The organism is Ruegeria meonggei (genome assembly GCF_042768335.1).
Lineage (GTDB): Bacteria > Pseudomonadota > Alphaproteobacteria > Rhodobacterales > Rhodobacteraceae > Ruegeria > Ruegeria meonggei.
The window spans coordinates 1039072-1062388 of record NZ_JAXHBT010000001.1; the positions used below are offsets into that span (position 1 = coordinate 1039072).

20 protein-coding genes are annotated in these 23317 nt (G+C 57.3%); 15 read left to right on the top strand and 5 right to left on the bottom strand.

What is annotated here, in order from left to right; translation table 11 throughout:
• The first annotated feature begins 70 nt into the window (after positions 1-70).
• The 4 genes from SJY13_RS05145 to SJY13_RS05160 all read left to right on the top strand — a co-directional run bounded on the left by SJY13_RS05145 (position 71) and on the right by SJY13_RS05160 (position 4076).
• A complete protein-coding gene (locus tag SJY13_RS05145) occupies positions 71-832 on the top strand; it encodes a DeoR/GlpR family DNA-binding transcription regulator (RefSeq protein WP_377188502.1) in 762 nt (253 codons plus the stop codon).
• Between the two features lie 140 nt (positions 833-972).
• Positions 973-1335, top strand: coding sequence for a DUF3302 domain-containing protein (locus tag SJY13_RS05150; protein WP_377188505.1), 363 nt, complete (start codon positions 973-975; stop codon positions 1333-1335).
• Between the two features lie 21 nt (positions 1336-1356).
• On the top strand, positions 1357-2502 hold the full coding sequence (locus SJY13_RS05155; RefSeq protein WP_085821668.1) for an HlyD family secretion protein: 1146 nt from the start codon (positions 1357-1359) through the stop codon (positions 2500-2502).
• A gap of 11 nt (positions 2503-2513) precedes the next feature.
• The gene (locus SJY13_RS05160; RefSeq protein ID WP_085821669.1) at positions 2514-4076 is read left to right on the top strand and encodes an efflux transporter outer membrane subunit; all 1563 of its coding nucleotides are present in this window, start codon (positions 2514-2516) and stop codon (positions 4074-4076) included.
• Positions 4077-4079: 3 nt separating this feature from the next.
• Here SJY13_RS05160 and mprF read toward each other — a convergent pair whose 3' ends face one another.
• Both mprF and SJY13_RS05170 read right to left on the bottom strand, forming a co-directional pair.
• Positions 4080-6689 carry a bifunctional lysylphosphatidylglycerol flippase/synthetase MprF gene (mprF, locus tag SJY13_RS05165; RefSeq protein ID WP_377188509.1) on the bottom strand — a complete coding sequence of 870 codons (2610 nt, stop codon included), beginning with the start codon at positions 6687-6689 and terminating at the stop codon, positions 4080-4082.
• Positions 6690-6793: 104 nt separating this feature from the next.
• Complete coding sequence (locus SJY13_RS05170) at positions 6794-7222, bottom strand: Lrp/AsnC family transcriptional regulator (protein WP_377188512.1); 429 nt, start codon at positions 7220-7222, stop codon at positions 6794-6796.
• 86 nt (positions 7223-7308) lie between these two features.
• Here SJY13_RS05170 and rocF point away from each other — a divergent pair, with 86 nt between their 5' ends.
• The 3 genes from rocF to SJY13_RS05185 are packed head-to-tail and all read left to right on the top strand — an operon-like array spanning position 7309 to position 10199.
• Positions 7309-8229, top strand: coding sequence for an arginase (rocF, locus tag SJY13_RS05175; protein WP_377188515.1), 921 nt, complete (start codon positions 7309-7311; stop codon positions 8227-8229).
• Positions 8229-9149 carry a citrulline utilization hydrolase CtlX gene (gene ctlX, locus SJY13_RS05180; protein ID WP_377188518.1) on the top strand — a complete coding sequence of 307 codons (921 nt, stop codon included), beginning with the start codon at positions 8229-8231 and terminating at the stop codon, positions 9147-9149. The genes rocF and ctlX overlap by 1 nt, the downstream gene beginning before the upstream one ends.
• 6 nt (positions 9150-9155) lie before the next feature.
• Positions 9156-10199 (top strand): ornithine cyclodeaminase, encoded by a 1044-nt coding sequence (locus SJY13_RS05185; RefSeq protein WP_377193569.1) that lies wholly within the window; start codon positions 9156-9158, stop codon positions 10197-10199.
• 144 nt (positions 10200-10343) lie between these two features.
• Here the strand turns inward: SJY13_RS05185 and SJY13_RS05190 are convergent, their stop codons facing one another.
• From SJY13_RS05190 to dctP, 3 genes are all read right to left on the bottom strand, one after another.
• Positions 10344-11747: a TRAP transporter large permease gene (locus SJY13_RS05190; protein ID WP_085821675.1), complete on the bottom strand. Its 1404-nt coding sequence runs from the start codon at positions 11745-11747 to the stop codon at positions 10344-10346.
• 3 nt (positions 11748-11750) lie between these two features.
• Positions 11751-12380 carry a TRAP transporter small permease subunit gene (locus tag SJY13_RS05195; RefSeq protein WP_085821677.1) on the bottom strand — a complete coding sequence of 210 codons (630 nt, stop codon included), beginning with the start codon at positions 12378-12380 and terminating at the stop codon, positions 11751-11753.
• Between the two features lie 64 nt (positions 12381-12444).
• The gene (gene dctP / locus SJY13_RS05200; RefSeq protein WP_085821679.1) at positions 12445-13461 is read right to left on the bottom strand and encodes a TRAP transporter substrate-binding protein DctP; all 1017 of its coding nucleotides are present in this window, start codon (positions 13459-13461) and stop codon (positions 12445-12447) included.
• 426 nt (positions 13462-13887) lie between these two features.
• On the opposite strand from dctP, the gene acs reads away from it, so the two are divergent.
• The 8 genes from acs to SJY13_RS05240 all read left to right on the top strand — a co-directional run bounded on the left by acs (position 13888) and on the right by SJY13_RS05240 (position 23316).
• Complete coding sequence (gene acs / locus SJY13_RS05205; protein WP_377188523.1) at positions 13888-15852, top strand: acetate--CoA ligase; 1965 nt, start codon at positions 13888-13890, stop codon at positions 15850-15852.
• A 7-nt stretch (positions 15853-15859) separates the two neighbouring features.
• On the top strand, positions 15860-16543 hold the full coding sequence (locus SJY13_RS05210) for an adenylate kinase (protein ID WP_377188526.1): 684 nt from the start codon (positions 15860-15862) through the stop codon (positions 16541-16543).
• Positions 16544-16725: 182 nt separating this feature from the next.
• On the top strand, positions 16726-17010 hold the full coding sequence (locus tag SJY13_RS05215; protein ID WP_085821683.1) for a DUF4212 domain-containing protein: 285 nt from the start codon (positions 16726-16728) through the stop codon (positions 17008-17010).
• Between the two features lie 15 nt (positions 17011-17025).
• Positions 17026-18810: a sodium:solute symporter family protein gene (locus SJY13_RS05220; RefSeq protein WP_377188530.1), complete on the top strand. Its 1785-nt coding sequence runs from the start codon at positions 17026-17028 to the stop codon at positions 18808-18810.
• 108 nt (positions 18811-18918) lie between these two features.
• Positions 18919-20742, top strand: coding sequence for a DUF294 nucleotidyltransferase-like domain-containing protein (locus tag SJY13_RS05225; RefSeq protein ID WP_377188533.1), 1824 nt, complete (start codon positions 18919-18921; stop codon positions 20740-20742).
• Positions 20743-20793: 51 nt separating this feature from the next.
• Positions 20794-21312 carry a hypothetical protein gene (locus SJY13_RS05230; RefSeq protein ID WP_085821687.1) on the top strand — a complete coding sequence of 173 codons (519 nt, stop codon included), beginning with the start codon at positions 20794-20796 and terminating at the stop codon, positions 21310-21312.
• A 1-nt stretch (position 21313) separates the two neighbouring features.
• A complete protein-coding gene (locus tag SJY13_RS05235; RefSeq protein WP_377188537.1) occupies positions 21314-22726 on the top strand; it encodes a 3'-5' exonuclease in 1413 nt (470 codons plus the stop codon).
• A gap of 89 nt (positions 22727-22815) precedes the next feature.
• Complete coding sequence (locus SJY13_RS05240) at positions 22816-23316, top strand: flavin reductase family protein (protein WP_085821690.1); 501 nt, start codon at positions 22816-22818, stop codon at positions 23314-23316.
• Position 23317: the final 1 nt, after the last annotated feature.

Here is a 23317-nt window from a genome sequence, read left to right on the forward strand (position 1 = left end):
ATTCGGCATGGATCACTTGCAAAACCTGAAAAATAGAACAAAAACGAATACAACCCGGTTGGAGCCAACAGTGTCCTTATCCTTTCGCCAGTCTGACATCCTAAGCATCGCCAAGCAGGACGGTCGTGTGACGGTCGACGGTTTGGCGACGCGGTTCGACGTGACGGTCCAAACCATTCGCCGTGACCTGTCAGAACTGGCGGATATGGGTAAGCTTGATCGTGTGCATGGTGGCGCTGTTCTGCGGTCTGGCGTGTCCAACATCGGCTACGAAGACCGCCGCGCCCTGAACGCGGAAACCAAGGCGCTGATTGCTCAAAAATGCGCGCGGGATATTCCTGACGGGGCGTCAGTGTTCATGAATATCGGCACCTCGACCGAAGCCGTCGCTCGGCAATTGTTGTCCCATAAGGACCTGATGGTGGTGACTAATAATATGAACGTCGCCAATATTCTGGTCGAAAACCCAAACTGCCAGATCGTTGTGGCTGGAGGTGTGCTGCGCCGCTCGGATGGGGGTTTGGTCGGCAATCTGACCATTTCGACGATAGAGCAGTTCAAGTTCGACTATGCGATCATTGGATGCTCTGCCCTGGATACCGAAGGTGATTTGTTGGATTTCGACTTTCAGGAAGTGCGGGTCAGCCAAACCATCATCGCGCAGGCCCGCAAAACTTGTCTAGTAGCGGATCAGTCCAAGTTTCAACGGACCGCACCCGCCCGGATCGCGTCAATGTCTGAGGTCGACGTGTTTTATACTGATTTCCCACTGCCGGATGAGTTGGCCAGTAAATGCGCCGAATGGGGCACCCGACTGGTACTGTGCGGCTGACCAAAGCGGGTTTTTCTGTCAGCTTCGGTCAAGCGGCAATCTGGGTAGCCACGCCTAGACCCTACGTTCAACCATAAAGTGATTGACGAACTGGACACCAACAACTGAGGATGAGACAACCTTCCAAAGGAGGCGCGAGCATGGGATTACTGGGGCAGCCGCTGGGCTATTATGACTATCTGACATTTGTGGCGCTGATTCTTCTGCTGGGCGCCGTCATGGGGCTTTTTCTGTTCATCATGGGGCTGCCCGGACGTATTGCGATCAAACGCAACCACCCCCACGCCGAGGCCGTAAAAATCATGGGATGGATGGGATTTCTGGCCATCGTTCCCTGGGTGCACGCGTTTATCTGGGCCTTCCACGACGGAACCACAGTCGATATTCGCCGCTTGCCCGAAGATGAACGTGACGCAGTGCGCAAAGAGATCAAACGACTGGGGGGCGAATTGACCGAAGAATACCGCGATCCGCTGGATCCTGACGAGACGCAGAAAAGCTAAAGCCAAAGGAAGTCACAGAATATGTTTGTCGCCCTCGGCATTACGCTGTTTTACATCATTTTCGTCTGGTTCATTTTCTTCAAAGCTAAATGGCTGAAATTCAACATCACTTGGGGGATCGTCTCGTTCTGGGTTGGCGCCCATCTGCTGCTGATCTTTCTGGTCGCGTTGCGGTTCTTTCAGCCCTTCTCGATCGACAGCCATGTTGTGCGCTCGACCATTCAGATTGTGCCCCGGCTGACTGAACCGACGATACTGACCGAGGTGCTGGTGGAACCCAATACCGAGGTAAAGAAGGGCGATCCGCTTTATCGCTTTGACGACACTGTATTTGCGCTTGAGGTTGAAGAAGCCACAGCCCAGTTGGTCGCGGCTGAACAGAACGCCAAAATCCTGGAACAGGACGTGATTGCTGCCTCCGAGGCCATTGAACGAGCCAACGCGCAGCTGGCATATGCCCGAACACAGCAGGCGCGCTATGAGAACCTCGTGCCCGCTGGCGGTGCGCGTCAGGATGAGCTCGACCGATGGGACGAACAGGTCACCGAGGATCAGGCTTTGGTCAAAGAGGCCGAAGCCAATCTAGAAAAGGCTCAGCTTGCCCTGAATTCGCAGATCGACGGGGTGAACACGGGTATCCTGCAAGCGCAGGCACAGCTGGAAAAAGCTGAGTATTTTCTGGAGAACACGACAATTTATGCGCCCGAAGACGGGATGATCGTGTCACAACAGGCCCGCCCTGGACTTGTCGTAGGAGATATCCGACTGGGCGCGATCGCCAGCTTTGTGACCAAGGACAACCCCTATATTCTGGCAACCTACCGTCAACAGAATTTGAAGTTTGTCGAACCCGGCCAAGAGGTCGAGGTTGCCCTCGATCTCTACCCCGGAGAGATTTTGACCGGCAAGGTCGAGGCTATCTGGTGGGCAACGCGCCAAGGACAGTACCTGCCTTCTGGCCGCCTGCCCGGCTTTGAACTGCCCAAACTGCCGGGGCGCATTGCGGTGCAAATCTCGGTCGACATCCCCGACAAGCATACCTTCCCTGCGGGCGGGCATGCAGCGGTGGCAATCTATACCGGACAAGGCAAAAGCTTTGAGTTCCTGCGGCGTATCAATATCCGTTTGTATTCCTTCGCCAACTTCATCCGACCCCTGGATATCTGAGGACTGACATCATGGCACGGGCCAGACTTTACAGCAGACTGATGGGCACAGCCCTTTGTGCGGCACTGCTGGTGGGCTGCACGCCTGTTGGCCCGGATTTCGTGCGGCCGAACTCTCCGGTCGTCAAGCAATGGATCGAGGTCAACAGCCCCAGCACTGGTCAAAGCGGTCTGACCTCGCGCAGCGCGCCGGTGGTGAAATGGTGGCAGACATTCAACGATCCGACCTTGAACAAGCTGATCGCTCAGGCCTATGCCCAGAACCTCGATCTGCAGGTCGCGGGTGCCCGTGTTCTACAGGCCCGCGCACAATTGGGCATCGCTTTCGGAGAGCTTTACCCCCAATCCCAAGCCATCGGCGGTTCGATCCAACGGCGGCAAATAAGTGAGAACCTAAATCCGATTGCGGATATCAACCGGATTATCCCATTGGATACCGAATTTTCGACCTCGCAGGTTGGCTTTGACGCGCAGTGGGAGTTGGACATATGGGGCCAGCAACGGCGCGGTGTTCAGGCCGCCCGGTCTAATCTGGCCCTGCAAGTGGCCAATTATGACGACGCACTGGTGACACTGACTGGCGATGTGGCGGCGCTGTATGTCAATATCCGCGCTTTGCAGGAATCCCTGGCGGTGGCGCGCGAGAACATCCAGCTGCAGCAGGAATCCGCAGACCTGACCGAATTGCGGTTCAATAATGGCGTGACGACCGAGTTGGACGTTCAGGAGTCGCGGGCTTTGTTGAACAACACCAAAGCCTTGGTGCCCGAGATTGAAAGCGATCTGCAACAAGCCAAGAATGCGCTGGCCGTTCTGCTGGGAACTACCCCGTCGCGTATGACCAGCCTTCTGGGCAATTCAGGGCGCATCCCGTCAGCCCGGTCCAACGTGGCCGTTGGCGTCCCTGCCGAGTTGTTGCGCCGCCGCCCGGATGTGCGCGCGGCTGAATTGGCGGCTGCCATCCAATCGGCGCAAGTTGGAATAGCGCTGGCAGACCTGTACCCGCAATTCATTCTGTCCGGCGCAATCGGGCTGCAGGCCTCTGGCGGGCGAGATCTGTTTTCGTCGGCCAGCACAACCGGGCTAGCCAATGCCGGCGTGGTCTGGAATGTGCTGAACTACGGTCGGATCAAGAACAACGTCCGGGCACAGGATGCGGCCTATCAGGCACTGATCGCCAACTACCAGAACACAGTCCTGACCGCCTATTCCGAGGTTGAAAGCGCGATGGTGGCCTATGCCCAATCCCGCAAGCAGGTGGGATTCTATGAAAACAGCGTCGCCGCCTCACGCAAAGCGTCAGAAATTGCGATTGATCAATACCGGGATGGTGCTGCCAGTTACTCTCGTATTTTGAACACCCAAACTGCATTATTGCGGTCTCAGGCCAACCTGATCCAGGCACGGCAGGAAGTGTCCAGCAATCTGGTCGCGGTCTACAAGGGGCTGGGTGGTGGCTGGCAGATCCGTCAGAATCAGGAATTCCTGCCTGAAACCGTGCTGGCCGAGATGGCCTATCGCACCGACTGGGGCGATCTGCTGCAACAAGACCCAACGCGCGCCAGCCTGAACTGACACTTACTTGGTCAGGCCGCGCAAGCCGCCAGAGATCAGGATATTCACCTCATACAGAATGCGGGGTGCCGCCAGGCCACCGGGGCTGGCCAGGTAATTCGGGCTCCAGTCCGGTTCAAACTTTTGCTTGAACGACCGCAGCCCTTCAAAGTGATAAAACTGCTCACCATGCTCGTAGACAAAGCCGCCCACACGATTCCAGAATGAGGCCAGCTGCCGGTTCTCAATCCCGGAAAACGGCGCAGCCCCCAGCGAGAACCACTGGAACCCCTGCTCTGATCCCCGCGCCATCATCTCGGCAAACAGCGCGTCCATGACAAAGCTTGGGCTGTCAGGCTCATACCGCATCAGGTCCAGTGACAGCTCGGATTTGTTGCCGCCCTGAAACAAGTTGGCAAATGCCATGATCTGTCCGGTATCGCCATTGCGCAGCACGGCGTGGTCGAAATAGGACAGGTAATCGTCATCAAACCCACCCAGGGCAAAACCCTTTTCCTCGCCAGCCTTACGTTCGAGCCAAGCGTCAGAGATTTTGCGTAGTTCTGGCAGGACCGGGCTTAGGTCTTGCTTGAGAATGATTTCAAACACATAACCTTCACGCTCTGCCCGGTTCTTGGCCTGCCGAAATCGCTTGCGGGGCTTTCCATCCAGAGAGAAATCTTTCAGCGGCACGCGCGCGACCTCGCCGATTTTCAGGATCGACAGGCCGAGATCCAGAAAGGTCGGCAGGTATTTGGTCGAAACACTGTAAAACGCACACAGCTTACCTTCGCGATCCGCCATTTCGCGTAACTGCCAAATTAGTTGCTGACCGGCTGTTTCGTCACCTACCGGCTCACCCTTGCTGATCAGCGCGTTGCCAGTATCGGCATAGGCAATAAACGCTGTGTCGTCCGGCGCGATCAGAAACTGCTTGTCACCGGTCAGTGAAATTTGAGATTCGGTATCCTCACTCTCCATCACAAGCCGCTCGACCACAGGCGGGATTTCAGTTCGCACCGGGGGTGGGATTTCGCGCCCGAACAGAGAGTTCACAGCCACAACCCCCAGAATGACCGCAACCACAAGGCTAGAGCGTAAAAAGCGCGAAGCATCGCCATTCCACGCGAACTCCCACCACAGGGAATTCTGGTATTCGACATGGGAATAGGCAAATAGTCCGACCCAGAAGATGACCGCCAGCAAAGCCACCACACTGACCAGCCACGGGATGTTCAGGCGAAAGATTGATGCACCACTGACGCGGTAGAACGCCCCCCGGAACGTGGCCAGCAGCGCGATGGTGGCCAACATGCTGATCGCCTCATGCGTATCCAACCCTTTGGTCAGAGAGGCGACGAAGCCAATCACCATCAACAGCATGGCCGCAATCCAGGCACGGTAAAGCTTGCGGAACAAGCCGCGTGAGACAAGGATCAGAAGAACGCCCACGGCACTGCCCGCCAGATGTGAGGCCTCTACAAAGGACAGAGGCAAGAAATCCCGCAACACACCCAGGCTTTGGCTGCTGGAAGGCAAAGCACCCGACACCAGCAGGATAACCCCGGCCACAGCCGCCACTCCGGCTGCAACCATCGGCACAATTGGGCGGATCGCGCGGTATACCCACGTGGCTGCGCCACTGATGTGATGGCGATGTGTCAGGGCCGAGGCTACCGCAATCGAGAGGGTTGCAATCGCAAATGGTAAAAACGTGTAGACCAATCGATAAAGCAATAGCGCGGCGATGACGTCCGACCGCCCCGACGCTCCCAGCCCGGCGATCAACGTGGCCTCAAACGCACCTATACCGCCCGGCGCATGGCTGAGGATGCCAATTGCGATGGCCCCGATGTAGATCGTGAAGAAGTACGGATAGCCGACACCAAGGTCATCCGGCATTAGAACGTACAGCGCCATGGACGCGCCAAAGAGGTCTCCGATTGCGGCTATTGTCAGCAGGCCAGACAACTTGCCACCGGGCAAGTTGAACCCGACCCCGCCATAGGCCAGTCTGCGCCCCCCTTTGGCGAGCCATAAGAACAAGGTCACCAGACCCGCCAGCAGGCACAGTCCAATTGTGGTTTCTACCGTGTCGCTGATCGGAAGAACTTTGGAAATTCCATCTGGATGCAGCGTCAACAGGATGCCAAGCAACAAAACCAACCCAGACCAAAACGCAATCCATGAGGTCGCAATTACGCCGGCGACCCTGCTCAGATCCAGCCCGAGCGAGGCATAGATGCGGTATCTAATAGCTGTACCCGTGATGTACGAAAACCCAAGGCAGTTCGACACTGCGTACCCACTGGCTCCGGCCATGCCCGCGACGGGCAATGGCACCTCGCCGTCGGCCACGCTTTGAACCGCCAAAACGTCATACATGGATAAGGACACAAAGCTGACTACTGTCCAGCACAGAGCAAAGAACATCAGCTTCCACGATGTGTTGGCCACGTCGGTCTTAACGTCGGACCATTTCACGTGCGAGGACAGCTCATGCAGTACGGTCAGCGCAATTAGCGTCACTAGAATCGGGATCGCGATTTTTATCCACGGCTTTTCCAGGACCTTTGTGACCCGCTCGGCCCAGCGAACAGCCCAGAGTTCTTTGTCTGTCTGCTGATCAGTCATGGTTTTTTCCTGCTCTCAGGCACTGAAATGATCCTGCACGCGAATGTATGGCGCAGGTCGATCCTTGCACATTTTCTTTGAACCTCAAAGCGCTACAGGGCGGATCAGACCCGACCTTTTCGGGTGGACAGCAACAGGTTGGTTTCCGATCGCGTGACCCCCTCCATCCGCCGTATCTGAAACAGAACTTCATCCAATTCCGCCAGCGTTTCGGTGCCGATCTCGGCGATCAGGTCCCAGCTGCCATTGGTGGAATGCACGGCGCGCACCTGACGCATGGCGGCGATTCTGGCCATCGTCCGCTCGGTCCCGCGCCCTTCGATTTCAAGCATCATCAACCCGCGCACCGGGCTTTCGGCCACGTCCTGCCGGGTGAGAACTGTGAAGCCCACGATCTCACCGGATTGTTTGAGGCGTTGTAACCGGCTGCGCACCGTTGTGCGGGTGACCCCCAGCGTTTCCGCAAGCTCGGATAACGAGGCCCGAGCATCCCGATGCAACGCGTTGAGCAATCGACTATCCAAATCGTCCATAATTACTTCTCATTTCGTATCACCGGGTTTCATTTTGAACATTTTGCCCTCTTCTCGCAAGGCATCCCGGCAGCTTAGATAATCATATGGACAAAAAACACGTGATTTTAGTTGGCGCCCCCATGGATGCGGGCAAACGCAGACAAGGGTGCCGGATGGGGCCCGATGCCTATCGGGTGGCCGGGCTGGAACAGGCGCTGGCGGATTTGGGGCATTCAGTCACCGATATCGGTGATGTCAGCGCGGACGCTACGGGTGTACCGGATCACGACCACCTTTTCGCCCTGCCCGACTGCATCGGCTGGACCAACGCTTTAAGCCGAGCGGCACATAACACTGCCCCGAAGGGTCTGCCAATTTTCATGGGTGGCGACCATGCCCTGTCGATGGGAACGGTTGCAGGCATGGCTGTCCATGCCCAACAGATTGATCGCCCCCTGTTTGTGTTGTGGCTGGACGCCCATAGCGATTTCCACACGCCAGACAGCACCGGCAGTGGCAATCTGCATGGCACGCCCGTCGCCTATTTCACCGGCCAGCCCGGGTTTGACGCCTTTCCGCCGGTAACAGCCCCCGTTCCGACCGATCGCGTAGGCATGATCGGTCTGCGGTCCGTTGACCCGGCTGAACGCGCCCGACTAGAGCAGGATCACGCCATGCTCGCGGATATGCGCAGCATTGATGAACACGGAATCAAAGCTCCCCTGTTGGCCTTTCTTGACCGGGTTCGGCAGGCAAACGGCATCCTACATGTCTCGCTGGATGTTGATTTCCTCGACCCTTCGGTCGCGCCTGCTGTGGGCACAACGGTCCCCGGTGGCGCAACCGAACGCGAGGCGCATCTGGCTATGGAACTGCTGCACGAAAGCGGCCTTGTCTGCTCGCTTGATCTGGTCGAGCTAAACCCGTTTCTCGACGAACGGGGCCGCACTGCCAAGTTGATGGTTGATCTTGCGGCCTCTTTGCTGGGGCGTCGCATCTTCGACCGCCCAACCCGGAGTTTCTGATGAATTCCCTGCAATCCCCGTCCGCCGTGGTCATGGTTCGCCCCCATGCCTTTGCTTCGAACCCCGAAACCCGCGATGACAACGCATTTCAGACGCTGGCGAACCGATCTGCCAAGGCAACCTCGGCTGCCGCACGGGATGAGCATGACCGGGCCGTCGAACAACTGCACGCGGCAGGTGTTACCGTTCATGTTTTTGACGATCACGGCACGCAAGACACACCGGACAGCGTCTTTCCCAACAACTGGTTTTCCACCCATCCCGGCGGGCATGTGGCGATCTACCCAATGTTTGTCCCGTCACGTCGGCGCGAAAGGCGCAGCGACGTTATTGAACTTCTAAAACAGGAATACCGCGTTCAGGACGTCATAGATTACTCCGGCCTGGAACAGGACAATCTGGCGCTTGAGGGCACCGGCGCCATGGTTCTCGATCACGTTGGGCGCATCGCCTATACGGTTAAATCCAACCGAGCCGATCGGGTTTTGCTGGAACGGTTCTGCACACATTTCAACTATGAACCAATTGCCTTCGAAGCCCGGGATGCCGAAGGCCGAGACGTCTATCACACCAATGTTCTGATGGGGATCGGTATGCATTATGTGCTGATCTGTCTGGACATGATCACCGATCTCGACCGGCGTGCCACCGTTCGGGCGCGCCTGGAAGAATCTGGTCGCACTGTCATTGATCTGTCCCACGAACAGATTGCCGATTTCGCCGGTAACGCAATCGAACTCAGCGGGAACAACGGCCTCGTACTGGCCCTGTCCTCTCGCGCCCTGGACGCGCTGACGCCCCAGCAAATTGAGGTCATCAAAGCCAGCGCTACTACGTTGTCGCTGACGATCCCAACGATAGAAACAGCCGGAGGGTCAGTGCGTTGCATGATCGCCGGCATTCATCTTTCCCGCCGATAGGAGACCCTGATGCAACCTTCCGAAAAAGCCCTGGTGCCGTTTGTTTCCGTCGACAACATGATGCGTCTTGTGCATCACGTCGGGCTTGAAAAAATGATCACACAAATCGCTGCCCGGATCGAAGCCGATTTCAAACGCTGGGAAAGCTTCGACAAAACTCCCCGTATTCCGGCTCATTCCCCGCACGGGGTGATCGAACTTATGCCCACCTCAGACGGCGAGGCGTACGGGTTCAAATACGTCAACGGCCACCCCAAGAATACGTCCGAGGGGTTGCAGACCGTGACTGCGTTCGGCCTATTGGCCGATGTGTACACCGGCTACCCCACCCTGCTGACCGAGATGACCATGCTGACAGCTTTGCGTACAGCGGCAACCTCAGCGCTGGTGGGCAGCTATCTGGCACCAAAATCCTCGTCCGTCATGGCCATGATCGGTAATGGAGCACAGTCGGAATTCCAGTGCCTGGCCTTCAAGGCGATGTGCGGCGTCAAGACAGTGCGTCTGTATGACACCGACCCCAATGCCATCAAAAAATGCGCTGCAAACCTATTGGGTTCAGGACTGACCATAGTACAGTGCAAAACACCCGAGGACGCCATTGAGGGCGCGGATATCATCACGACCTGTACGGCAGACAAGAAAAACGCAACGATCCTGACTGACAACATGGTCGGTCCAGGCGTGCATATCAACGCCATTGGTGGCGATTGCCCAGGCAAAACCGAACTACACCGCGACATTCTGCTGCGATCCGACATTTTCGTCGAATACCCCGAACAAACCCGCGTCGAAGGCGAGATTCAAGCGCTGGAAAACGACCACCCGGTCACTGAAATGTGGCAGGTCATGACCGGGCAGGCCAATGGGCGTCGTGACGACCGGCAGATCACTCTATTCGACAGCGTCGGTTTTGCGATCGAAGATTTCTCGGCCTTAGGCTACATTAAATCCGCCATTGAAGGCACTGATTTCTATGAGGCTCTGGATATGTTAGCCGATCCAGATGACCCTCGCGATCTGTTCGGAATGCTGATGCGGGCCGGATAGCGGCCGGGAAACGGGGCGCTGCCCCCGCCGCCCTACGGGCAACTCCCCCGGGATATTTTTAGCCAGATGAAGCAGGGGATCCGATCCTTCATCTGGCTAAAAGCATCCCGGAGCGCGAGGCAGAGCCTCGCATTTTATGACCTGTCAGCCAGCGAGCGACGGCAAGAACAACACAATGCCTGGAAAGGCCACCAAAAGAGCGATTGTAACCCCGTCCGCGATGAAAAACGGAGTGACGCCTTTGAAGACATCCTGCACGCTCAGGTCCGGGCGCACGCCAGCCACGACAAAGCAGTTCAGACCAATGGGAGGCGTGATCAAACAAAACTCGGCCATTTTAACCACCAGAATACCAAACCAGATCGCGCACATTGGGCCGGACATTCCAAAGGCACTGTCGGCCGCGCTGACGGCTTCGCCTCCGTTCAGGGCCATAACGGCCGGGTAAACAACCGGCAGGGTCAGCAACAGCATCCCAATGGCGTCCATGAACATGCCAAGCACTGCATAGGCCAGCAGGATGCAGATCAGGATCAGCATAGGTGACATTTCCAACGAAGTGATCCAGTCGGAAAACGCGCCCGGCAAGTCGGCAAATCCCAGGAATCGGACGTAAATCAACACACCCCAAATGATCGAGAAGATCATGGCGGTCAGTTTGGCTGTTTCCAGCAGGGCTGATTTCAGCTCGGTCCAGCGCATGCCGTGAAACAGGGCAAAGCAAAAGACAATAAAGGCACCGATTGCCCCGCCCTCTGTTGGCGTGCCCCAGGCCTTTTCGCCAAACGGATTGTAGACAAAGCAGATTATGATCAGGATCACGGCCACGATTGGGAACGCACCAGGCAAGGACGCGAACCGTTGCTTCCACGTGAACCCTTTGACCGGTGGGCCAACCGATTTGAAAATCACCGCGATGCCCACAATCAAAACGCCATAGACGATTGCTGAAAAAGCGCCGGGGATGAAACCGGCCAGCAAGAGTTTACCGACATCCTGCTCGACAATAATCGCATAGATCACCAGGATCGCCGAAGGTGGGATCAGCGAGGCGAGCGTACCGCCTGCGGCAACGACCCCGGCTGCGAATTGCTTGTTATATCCGACCTTCAGCATCTCGGGGATCGCGATCCGGGCAAACACGGCTGAGGTCGCCACGGACGCGCCTGACACGGCGGCAAACCCGGCCGTTGCAAACACCGTTGAAACAGCAAGCCCCCCCGGAACCCAGGCGACCCAGCGTTTTGCGGCCTCAAACAACGCACGGGTCAAACCTGCGTAATACGCAAGGTAGCCGATTAGAATGAATGTCGGGATCAGGCTGAGCGTATGGGACGCCACTTTTGAATGAGGCACCTGACCCGCCGTTTTGACGGCGACGGTCAGCGCTTTGCCAAATCGGTCGGGATCATAGCCAAACTTGGCCCAGAAAATCCAGACCAGCCCAATCAGCCCCGCAAGACCGGCCGCAAAAGCCACGCGCATTCCGGTGACGACCAAAACAAGCAGAACACCCGTGACCCACAGGCCAATTTCAATCGTGTCCATGCGCTAGTCCTGCCCTTCGAATTGCTCAGCCTCGGCAGCGGCCTGCGCCGCGGTGTCCTGTATCAACGGTACAGCCACCGGGTTCTCCAACCCCAGTACAAACGCGCGGCCATATCCCCAGATCTGCAGTATCAGTCGCGCGCAAAGCACTGAAAACGCCACCGGTGCCAGCAGCTTGGCCGGCCACAGTGGGATGCCTATGTCGATCGAGCTGTCGCGGCTCCACATCGGAGCGCCAAAATCGAAGGATCGGTCGAAATGGGACCAACTGCCCCAGACCAGCGCCAACATCAGTACCAGGATCAAAACCACCGAAATCAGCTCGAACAGCCAAAGCGCGCGGCCTCGCAGGCGTGAAATCACAATATCCATCCGGATATGCCCGCCGTCGCGCTGCACAAAGGATACGCCCAGAAAGGCGATCAATGGCATCGCCTGTTCGATCCAGTCCACATAACCCGGCAGCGGCGCGTTTATCGCGTTGCGCCCGCTAACCGAGACGACGGCAAGCACCATCAGCCCGAAGACGGCAAGCCCGCTGATCAGTGCCAGAAACCGTTCTACCCCAAGCAGAAGATGGTCCAGCCGACTGAGGCGGCTGCCATCCTCCAACACCGTGGCCTGTCCTGCCATTCCGGTGGTCCCCTGTTATTATGATTGGTGTCCGGGTGCCCGTTCAGGCACCCGGATTATGCGATCAGTTGCCGCCACGCTTTTGCTTGAGCGTGACCTGAACCAGATCATAAAGATCCTGCGCAGGAATGCCCTGGGCAGACATGTCCGCAATCCACTTTTCGCGGATCGGGTCAGCCGCCGTCGTGCGGAATTCTTCCAGCACGGCTTCGTCGATCATAACCTTCTCGACGCCTTTTTCCGACAGAACGCCATCCCACTGTTCCAGCAGGCCGCCGTAGTTGGCAAGGTAGTGATCTATCGCCTCGTCAATCGAGCTGTTCAGTGCCTCGCGGTGTTCAGCGGGCAGCGCCTCGTAGGCGTCGATATTCACCACAACCGGGCAGTTCACGGTTCCTGGATTCAGGTTGGCGGTCCACCAGTCAGCTTCGTTGATCGTGCCAAACGACAAATGAGCATGCTGGGCAAAGGCTACCGTATCCACAACGCCGGATTCCATGGCGTTGAAGGCTTCGGTTGCGGGGACCGAGGTTGGAACACCGCCGACAGCTTCAAAAGCCTGACCCAGGCCACCGGTCGCGCGCACGCGCATACCGTCAAAGTCTGCCAGTTCATCGCGCGGATCGCCTGTGCCGACCAGATTGTACTGCGGCATGGGTGAGGTCATGATGATGCGTGCATTCCACTGCGCCATTTCATCTTTGACAGCCGGATGATCGTAGACCGCGTGGCTGACGGCAACCTCTTCATCCAGGTTATTCACACCCAGAAACGGCAGTTCCAGCACCGTGATCGCGCGGTTCTTGTCGCGGTGATATCCGGCACAGAACTGAGCCATCTCAAAGGCACCGATTTCAATACCATCAAGGTTCTCACGCGGCTTGGACAAGCCGCCATAACTAACATTGATCGTGAAATCGCCATTGGTTTTTTCGCTGACCAGCTCAGACAGTTTTTCAACATGTTCGGTAAAGGCACGGCGCTTGCCCCAGACCGAAGCATTCCATTCGGTTGCCGCAGCCTCTGAGACGAACGCAACACCCAAAGCGGCGACGGCAGCACCGCTCAACATCTTTTTCATCGTGATTTCTCCCTATTGAGCGCCCCTATGTCCGAGCGCTTGCCCCAAAGCTAGCGCCAACATCGAAAACTGCCAACCCCGCACGGGTTTCAGCGGGACGCTCTATGATCGCAGTCATACGCTAACAACTAAAAGGAGAGTCTGGTGCGCGTAGGATCTGGCATCTTTTTGCGTAAACCGTGCAAAATATACATTACATCTAAACAATTGTTTAAGTTCATTTATTTTTACATATTTTTATAATGTTTACAAACTTACGTTGCGTGGAAAAATTTCTTTACAAACTAATCCATGGATTTCTGTAATTTATTTCATTGTTTTCAGTTCCCGGTATTATTCGCCTCGGGGAGAAACAAGATCGACGACACCCAACATTTAGGTAAACGTCGGTCCAGTGAAATTCAGTCAAGAGGGAGGAGCCTCAGTATGACAACCGCTGCCCAGCAAGGTGCAAATGTCTATCCACCAAATGCAGAGACTGTTGCGCGTGCTCATGTAGATGCCGACAAATACTCCGAAATGTATGAGGCATCGATCAAAGACCCTGACGCCTTCTGGGGCGAACAGGGTAAGCGGATCGACTGGATCAAACCCTTTTCGCAAGTCAAAGACGTCAGCTATAATTTTGGGTCGGTCGGGATAAACTGGTACGCAGACGGTACGCTGAACGTTTCGGCCAACTGCCTGGATCGTCACCTGAAAACGCGCGGCGACCAGACCGCCATTATCTGGGAGCCGGACGATCCAAACGACGCGGCCCAGCATATCACCTATGCGGAATTGCATCGTCGTACTTGCCGGATGGCCAACATTTTGGAATCTATGGGCGTACGAAAGGGCGACCGTGTGGTCATCTACCTGCCCATGATCCCCGAGGCCGCTTACGCTATGCTGGCCTGCGCACGCATTGGTGCCATCCACTCAATCGTGTTTGCGGGCTTTTCCCCGGACGCTCTGGCAGCGCGGGTGAATGGGTGTGATGCCAAGGTGGTCATTACAGCCGACGAAGCGCCACGGGGCGGCCGTAAGACTGCGTTAAAGTCAAACGCGGACGCTGCGCTGCTGCACACCAAGGACTCGGTGAAATGTCTGGTTGTCAAACGCACCGGCGGGCAAACAACCTGGGTCTCGGGTCGCGACTATGACTATAACGAAATGGCATTGGAGGCGGATGATTACTGCGCGCCGGCCGAGATGAATGCCGAAGACCCTTTGTTCATTCTGTATACGTCGGGTTCGACCGGTCAGCCAAAAGGTGTGGTACATACCACCGGCGGTTATCTGGTGTATGCCGCGATGACCCACGAGATCACGTTCGATTACCATGACGGTGATGTGTATTGGTGTACTGCTGATGTCGGCTGGGTCACCGGGCACAGCTATATCGTCTATGGCCCGCTGGCCAATGGCGCGACCACGCTGATGTTCGAAGGGGTTCCAACCTATCCGGATGCATCCCGCTTTTGGCAGGTTTGCGAAAAGCACAAGGTCAACCAGTTCTATACAGCCCCCACCGCTTTGCGCGCCTTGATGGGCCAAGGCAATGAGTGGGTCGAGAAATGCGATCTGAGTGACTTGCGAACACTGGGCACTGTGGGTGAGCCGATCAACCCCGAAGCGTGGAACTGGTACAATGACGTTGTTGGTGGCGGACGCTGCCCGATCGTCGACACCTGGTGGCAGACCGAAACCGGTGGTCATCTGATGACCCCCCTGCCCGGAGCCCACGCGATGAAGCCCGGCTCGGCCATGAAGCCGTTCTTTGGTATCGAACCGGTCGTTCTGGACCCGCAATCCGGCGTCGAGATCAACGGCAACGGCGTCGAAGGCGTGTTGTGCATCAAGGACAGCTGGCCTGGTCAGATGCGCACCGTCTGGGGCGATCATGAGCGGTTCGAAAAGACCTATTTCTCGGACTACAAAGGCTATTACTTCACCGGCGACGGGTGCCGCCGGGACGAGGACGGCGATTACTGGATCACCGGTCGTGTCGACGATGTGATCAACGTCTCAGGTCACCGCATGGGCACCGCCGAGGTGGAAAGTGCGTTGGTCGCACACGCCGCGGTAGCCGAGGCTGCGGTTGTCGGTTACCCCCATGAAATCAAAGGGCAAGGCATCTACTGCTATGTCACTTTGATGAATGACCGCGAACCCAGCGACGATCTGCTCAAGGAACTGCGCGTTTGGGTGCGGACCGAAATTGGTCCGATTGCCTCGCCCGACGTGATCCAGTGGGCCCCTGGCCTGCCCAAGACCCGCTCGGGAAAAATCATGCGCCGTATCCTGCGCAAGATTGCCGAGAATGACTTTGGCAGCCTGGGTGACACGTCGACGCTGGCGGACCCGTCAGTCGTCGAAGACCTGATCGAAAACCGCGCGGGAAAGTGAGGACGTGATGGACGCTGCCATAACCACCACACCTGCTGTTCTGATCCTTCTCGGCCCTCCGGGCGCTGGGAAGGGCACACAGGCGCGCATGCTGGAAGACAAGTTCGGTCTGGTGCAACTGAGCACTGGTGATCTGCTGCGGGCCGCGGTTGCTGCCGGCACCGACGCGGGCAAGGCCGCCAAAGCCGTGATGGAGGCTGGAGAACTGGTCAGCGATGAAATTGTCATCGCCATACTGCGCGATCGCATGGCCGAGCGTGACTGCTCCAAGGGCGTCATCCTGGATGGCTTCCCCCGCACCACTGTGCAGGCGCAAGCGCTCGACGCGTTGCTGGCCGAGAACGGGCAAAGGATCAGCGCTGCGGTCAGCCTCGAAGTCGAGGATGCAGAAATGGTGATCCGCATCTCGGGCCGATACACCTGCGCTGGATGTGGCGAGGGGTTTCACGACCAGTTCAAGAAACCCGCGGTCGAAGGCACATGTGACAATTGCGGCAGCACCGAATTCAATCGCCGTGCCGATGACAATGCAGAAACCGTGGCGTCCCGGCTGATCGCGTATCACGCGCAAACCGCGCCACTGATTACCTATTACGATGCGCAGAACGTGCTGAAACGCACCGACGCCATGGGCAAGATCGAAGACATCGCCAACGATCTGGAGGGGATCGTCGGCGACGCATTGAATTAAGGGGAGGAGAAAAGCCACAGGGCTTTGATCCTTAATAGGAATACTTCGTTGGACCCGCCTTGGCGGACCAGAGGAGTCTTGCCTGATGCCGACGATGGCGTCTGGCTAAATCGGGAAGCGGTCCGCGACACTGGAGGAGTCGGGCGCGGGCCGCCCAAGAGGGAAGCAAGGAGGAACCCGCAATGGCGGATCAATCTACCAACTCTGCGCAGACTGCCGAGTCCGACAAGGGCTATTGGCAGGCCAACCTGCGCTTAATCTACATCAGCCTCGTTATCTGGGCGCTGGTGTCGTTTGGATTCGGCATTCTGCTGCGTCCGTTACTGTCGGGGATCGCCGTCGGTGGCACCGATCTGGGCTTTTGGTTTGCACAACAGGGATCAATCCTGGTCTTTCTGGTGCTGATCTTCAACTACGCCTGGCGCATGAACAAGCTCGACGCCGAATACGGCGTGGAAGAAGAATAAGGGAGCGCTGGGACAATGGATCAGTTTACCATCAACCTGCTGTTTGTCGGCGCGTCTTTTGCGCTATACATCGGCATCGCGATTTGGGCCCGTGCGGGTTCCACATCTGAATTCTACGCCGCGGGTCGCGGCATTCACCCGGTCACCAACGGTATGGCGACAGCGGCTGACTGGATGTCAGCAGCCTCGTTCATCTCGATGGCGGGCCTGATCGCCTTTACCGGCTATGACAACTCGACCTTCCTGATGGGGTGGACTGGTGGCTACGTGCTGCTGGCGCTGCTGCTTGCGCCCTACCTGCGCAAGTTCGGCAAATACACCGTGTCGGAATTCATCGGTGACCGCTTTTACAGCCAAACCGCACGCATCGTTGCAGTGATCTGTCTGATTGTGGCCTCGGTAACTTACGTGATCGGTCAGATGACCGGTGTGGGCGTGGCCTTTGGCCGCTTCCTTGAGGTTAGCAACACATCTGGCCTGTTGATTGGCGCCGGCGTCGTGTTTGCCTACGCGGTGTTTGGTGGGATGAAAGGCGTGACCTATACGCAGGTCGCTCAGTACTGTGTGCTGATCACCGCCTATACTATCCCGGCGATCTTCATCTCACTGCAGCTGACCGGTACGCCGGTTCCGGCGCTGGGTCTGTTTGGCGACACCGCAAGTGGTGAACCGCTGCTGACTAAGCTGGATGCGATCGTGACCGAGCTGGGCTTTAACGAATACACCGCCCACCACTCGGACACGCTGAACATGGTGCTGTTCACGCTGTCGCTGATGATCGGTACGGCCGGTCTGCCGCACGTCATCATGCGTTTCTTCACCGTGCCGAAAGTGGCTGATGCCCGCTGGTCTGCCGGTTGGGCGCTGGTGTTCATCGCACTGCTGTACCTGACCGCCCCTGCGGTTGGCGCAATGGCTCGCCTGAACATCAGTGACATGATGTGGCCCAATGGTGGCATCGAAGGTGGCGCGGTTTCGGTCGAAGATATCGACAACGATCCGCGGTATGATTGGATGGCCACGTGGCAGAAAACAGGTCTGCTGGATTGGGAAGACAAGAACGGCGACGGCAAAATCCAATACTATAACGACATGTCCGATGCCATGAACGTTATCGCCGAGGAAAAAGGCTGGGTTGGAAACGAGTTGACCAAGTTCAACCGTGACATCCTGGTTCTGGCCAACCCCGAGATTGCCAACCTGCCGGGTTGGGTGATCGGTCTGGTCGCTGCCGGTGGTCTTGCGGCCGCTCTGTCGACCGCTGCGGGCCTTCTGTTGGCGATTTCGTCAGCTGTGTCCCACGACCTTGTCAAAGGTGCGATCAATCCGTCGATCTCTGAAAAGGGTGAATTGCTGGCGGCGCGGATCGCAATGGCCGTGGCCATCGTTGTGGCAACCTACCTGGGTTTGAACCCACCGGGTTTTGCGGCGCAAACCGTGGCTCTGGCGTTTGGTCTGGCGGCTGCCTCGATCTTCCCGGCGCTGATGATGGGGATCTTCTCGACCCGCATCAACAACACCGGCGCGGTTGCTGGCATGCTGGCAGGTCTGACCGTCACTTTGGTCTACATCTTCCTGCATAAGGGCTGGCTGTTCATTCCGGGCACCAACTCGTTCACCGATGCTGATCCGCTTTTGGGTCCGATCAAGTCGACTTCGTTCGGCGCCATCGGTGCGATGATCAACTTTGGTACCGCCTACATCGTTGCAGGCATGACCAAAGAGACTCCGCCGGAGATCGTTGAATTGGTCGAAAGCGTGCGTATTCCCCGTGGCGCGGGCGCAGCTCAGAACAAATGAGCCTGATGCGGACCCTGGACACAGTCCAAGGACCGCGTCTTTCGACTGACTACTCCCGCCCGGCACTCCACCGGGCGGGATTTTTAACCAGAAACCCAGGACCGTCACATGCCCCTGTCCCATGATGAGATCACCCGGTTTCTAAAATCCGTACACCCCTATGACGCCCTGCCCCAGGATGTGCTGGATAGCACAGCCCGCCAGATCCAAGTGTTGGAGGTCGAACAAGACGCCTCGCTATACGAATTGGGCAATGCTCTGCCCGGCGTCTTCATCATTTACGAAGGACAGGTTGAAATCACTGACGAGAACGGCGCAGTCGTGTCTCATCTCGGGCTGCGCAATTCCTTTGGCGAGCGCGGCCTGTTCAAAGATGGCCGCGCGGTCACCAACGCCTCGGCGCAGGAGCATTCGGTTCTGATGCTGCTTGCACCCGACCTGGTGCGTGACCTGGCCAGCGAGCACGAAGTTGTCTCGAGCTTTTTTGATCGCACACGCGGTGACCGGACCGACCCGCAAAGCTTGGCGACCAGTTCCATTGACATCCTCATGGCCAAGGATCCCGCCATCTGCACGCCTGGCACACCAGTGCAGCAGGCAGCGCAAATGATGCGGGATCGCCATATCTCATCGCTATGCGTGACCTCAGATGACGCACTTGTGGGCATAGTGACCCTGCGGGACATTTCCGGGAAATACGTAGCGGATTGTATGCCCGAGACCACGCTGATCGCCGAGATCATGACCCCTGACCCCATCACCCTGTCGCCGACCGACATTGGATCTGACGTACTGCATGTGATGATGGAGCGTGGCATCGGTCATGTCCCCATCTGTGAGGGCAGCAAGCTGGTTGGCGTCGTGACGCAGACCGACCTGACCCATTATCAGGCCATCAATTCCGCCGAACTTGTCCGCCGCATAGCCCGCGCCCAATCAGCCCAGGAGATGGCGCACGTGACGGCGGAAATTCCACAGCTTCTGGTACAGCTTGTGGCCAGTGGGAACCGACATGAGATCGTCACCCGTCTGATCACCGATATCGCCGATACCGCCACACGGCGTCTGCTTGCACTGGCCGAAGAGAAACTTGGCCCCCCGCCCGTGCCGTATCTATGGTTGGCCTGTGGATCGCAGGGCCGGCAAGAACAAACCGGTGTATCGGATCAAGACAATTGTCTGATGTTGGACGACAGCGTGTCCAAGGACGACATGCCCTACTTTGCCGCTTTGGCGAAATTCGTCTGCGATGGGCTGGATACCTGCGGATACTTTTACTGCCCCGGTGACATGATGGCGACTAACCCGCGTTGGTGCCAGCCAGTGCGCATCTGGCACACCTATTTCAAAGGTTGGATCGCCAAACCCAATCCAGAAGCGCAGATGCTGGCCTCGGTCATGTTTGATCTGCGCCCGATTGGCGGCACATTCGAGCTGTTCACGAACCTCCAGGCCGACACGCTGGCCGCCGCCAATGCGAACTCGATCTTTGTGGCGCACATGATTTCGAACTCGCTGAAACACACACCCCCGCTGGGCTTGTTGCGTGGCTTTGCGACGATCCGGTCGGGCGAGCACAGAAACACACTGGATCTTAAGCATAACGGCGTCGTGCCTGTCGTTGATCTGGCCCGCGTCTACAGCCTGCAGGGCCAATTGCCCGAGGCCAACTCGCGCGCGCGCCTGAAGGCCGCCGAGGCTGCAGGTGTACTCAGTCCCTCAGGGGCGCGAGATTTGCTTGATGCGTATGACCTGATCGCCGAAAATCGGCTGGAACATCAGGTCAGGCTGGTCAAGTCCGGTAAGAAACCCGACAACTATCTGCCGCCATCGTGCTTGTCAGACTTTGAGCGAAGTCATCTTCGCAACGCCTTTGTTGTCGTAAAGACGATGCAATCGGCTGTTGGTCATGGCAAGGGTATGCTCGGCTAAGACTGAAAACACACGGAACGGGACCAAGCGCCCGAAATTCGGAGAGACACAATGTTTCTGGAACTCATCGGTACCGTCTTTGCAGGCATCGCTTTTGCAGGCGTGGTCATGGTTGTAAACAAGCTGACAGGCGGACGCCTGCCGCGTTGGGCCGCCCCGGTCGCGGCAGGTTTGGGTATGATCGCCATGACCATCAATAGCGAGTACTCCTGGTACGATCGAACCCGCGGCACCCTGCCCGACGGCCTGACAGTCATACAAGAGGTTGAAAGCCGCGCCTTCTATCGCCCATGGACCTACGCCGTGCCGTATGTAGATCGTTTCGCCGCCATCGACACCGTCTCAGTGCGCACCAATACACAGGTTCCCGAACAGCGTCTGGTGGACCTGTATTTCTTCGGCCGCTGGGCTCCGGTGTCTAAAATGCCGGTGGCCGTGAACTGTGTCGATAACAGCCGCGCCAATTTGGCGGACGGGGCCGAGTTTGGCGATGACGGCCATCTGTTAAACGCCGACTGGATCAAAGCCAACGCCGATGATCCGGTTATCGAGGCGACCTGCGGAGTGTGACATGCTGAGCCGTTTAAGCCTGCGCCTGCGGATTTTTCTGTTTTTTTGCCTTCTGGCTGCAGGCGCTCTGGCCGTCAGTTCAATCGCGCTTTGGATCAGTTATCAGCGTGCCGCCGATCCTGATTTGGCCAGCGCGTTCGTCTTTGCCGAAATCCTTATGGGATTTGGGTTTGTCGCCCTGATCGCCACTGTTTGGCTTCTGTTTGATGATAATGTCGCTAAACCGATTGAACGCCTCTCTGCGCAGTTGCGGGCCCGCGCGCATGCAGGTGTCAGCACAGATGTCGATATGCAAGCCGCACGTTATCTGGGCGACCTTGCGCCCGCAGCGGCGGGGCTGGCAGATCAACTGTCCGGCAAAACCATGGATGTGGCCGAGGCCGTTGCGGTCGAAACCGCCCATCTGGCGGCCGAAAAACAGAGGCTGACCGCCCTTCTGACCGAAATTCCCGTGGCAATGGTTCTGGCCAGTCCAACCCATAAAATCGTTCTGTATGACGGACAGGCCGCCGGAGTACTGGCACAGATCGCCCATCCCCGCCTCAACGCCTCGCTGTTTGAATACCTCCAGCCAGCGCCGTTGGAACAGGCTTTTAAGAAACTGACCAAAACCGGTCTCGAAGTGACCTGCACATTGATCAGCATCGACGGGGCCCAGACCTATAGCGCCCGCATGAAACCGCTGGGTGACGCGCCGGGGTATCTGCTTTTGTTCGATGAAAGCTCAGCCAATATCGCGCCCGACGCGGCGCGTCCTTTGGTCTATGATTTCGACCTGTTGCACAGCGATGCTGAGGACAGGTTTGACACCCTTGCCCTGTCCGATCTGTGTTTTGTTGTGTTTGATACGGAAACCACAGGGCTGTTGCCGCATAAGGACGAGATCGTGCAGATCGGTGCGGTGCGGGTAGTGAACGGTCGTATCGTCGAAGGTGAACAGCTGGACATGTTGGTTGATCCCGGAATGCCGATTCCGGCAGCCTCGACGAAGGTACACAAGGTCAACGACCGGATGGTCGAAGGGGCGCCGGACATTGGCGAGGCTGGGCGCGTCTTTCACCAATTCGCGCGCAACGCGGTGATCGTGGCGCATAATGCCCCCTTCGACATGGCCTTTCTGCGGAGCCATGCGAAGCGTATGAATGTGGACTGGGATCACCCTATTCTTGACACTGTTCTTTTGTCCGCCGTTCTGTTTGGAGCAAGCGACCAGCACACGTTGGATGCTTTGTGCGACAGGTTGCAGATTACCATCCCAGAGAACCTGCGCCACACCGCCCTTGGCGATGCAGTGGCCACAGCCCAGGCGTTGGTTAAAATGCTGCCGATGCTTCAGGCACGTGGGATGACCACATTTGGCGAGGTCATCGAAGCCACCCGCAAGCATGGCCGTCTATTGGAAGATCTGAACTGAGCCTCGATTTGTTCGGGCTGGATTCAGCTTTTCATGGACAATTCCAACAGGCCGTGGCACCTGATGCGCGACCACTAAATGAGCGCGCGATGACCGAAAAGACCTTTACCCCCACCCCCAATCAAAGCATCGCCTTCCGCGAAGCGCTGGGGTGTTTCGGAACCGGTGTTACGGTTATCACCACCAACACCGCGCAGGGGCCGCGAGCCATCACTGTCAACTCGTTTTCGTCTGTTTCGCTGGATCCACCGCTGGTACTGTGGTGTCTGGCCAACGACTCCAACAGGTTCGACGCTTTCCACGCCTGCACGCATTACGCAATCCATGTAATGGCGCAGGAACAACAGGACCAAGCGCTGCGGTTTGCGCGCGACGGGTTGGATTTTTCGCATGCGGAATGGCTGAGTGATCCCGATGGTCGCCCGCACCTTGCCGATTGCCTGGCCCGGTTTGACTGCCATTTGCACTCCAGACACGAAGCCGGAGATCACTTGATTCTGGTCGGTGAGGTGAAAAAGGTGATGTACCGAACCGGCAAGGGTCTGATTTTCAAACGCGGTCAGTTCGGTGGGTTCGCGGACTTTCTGTAAC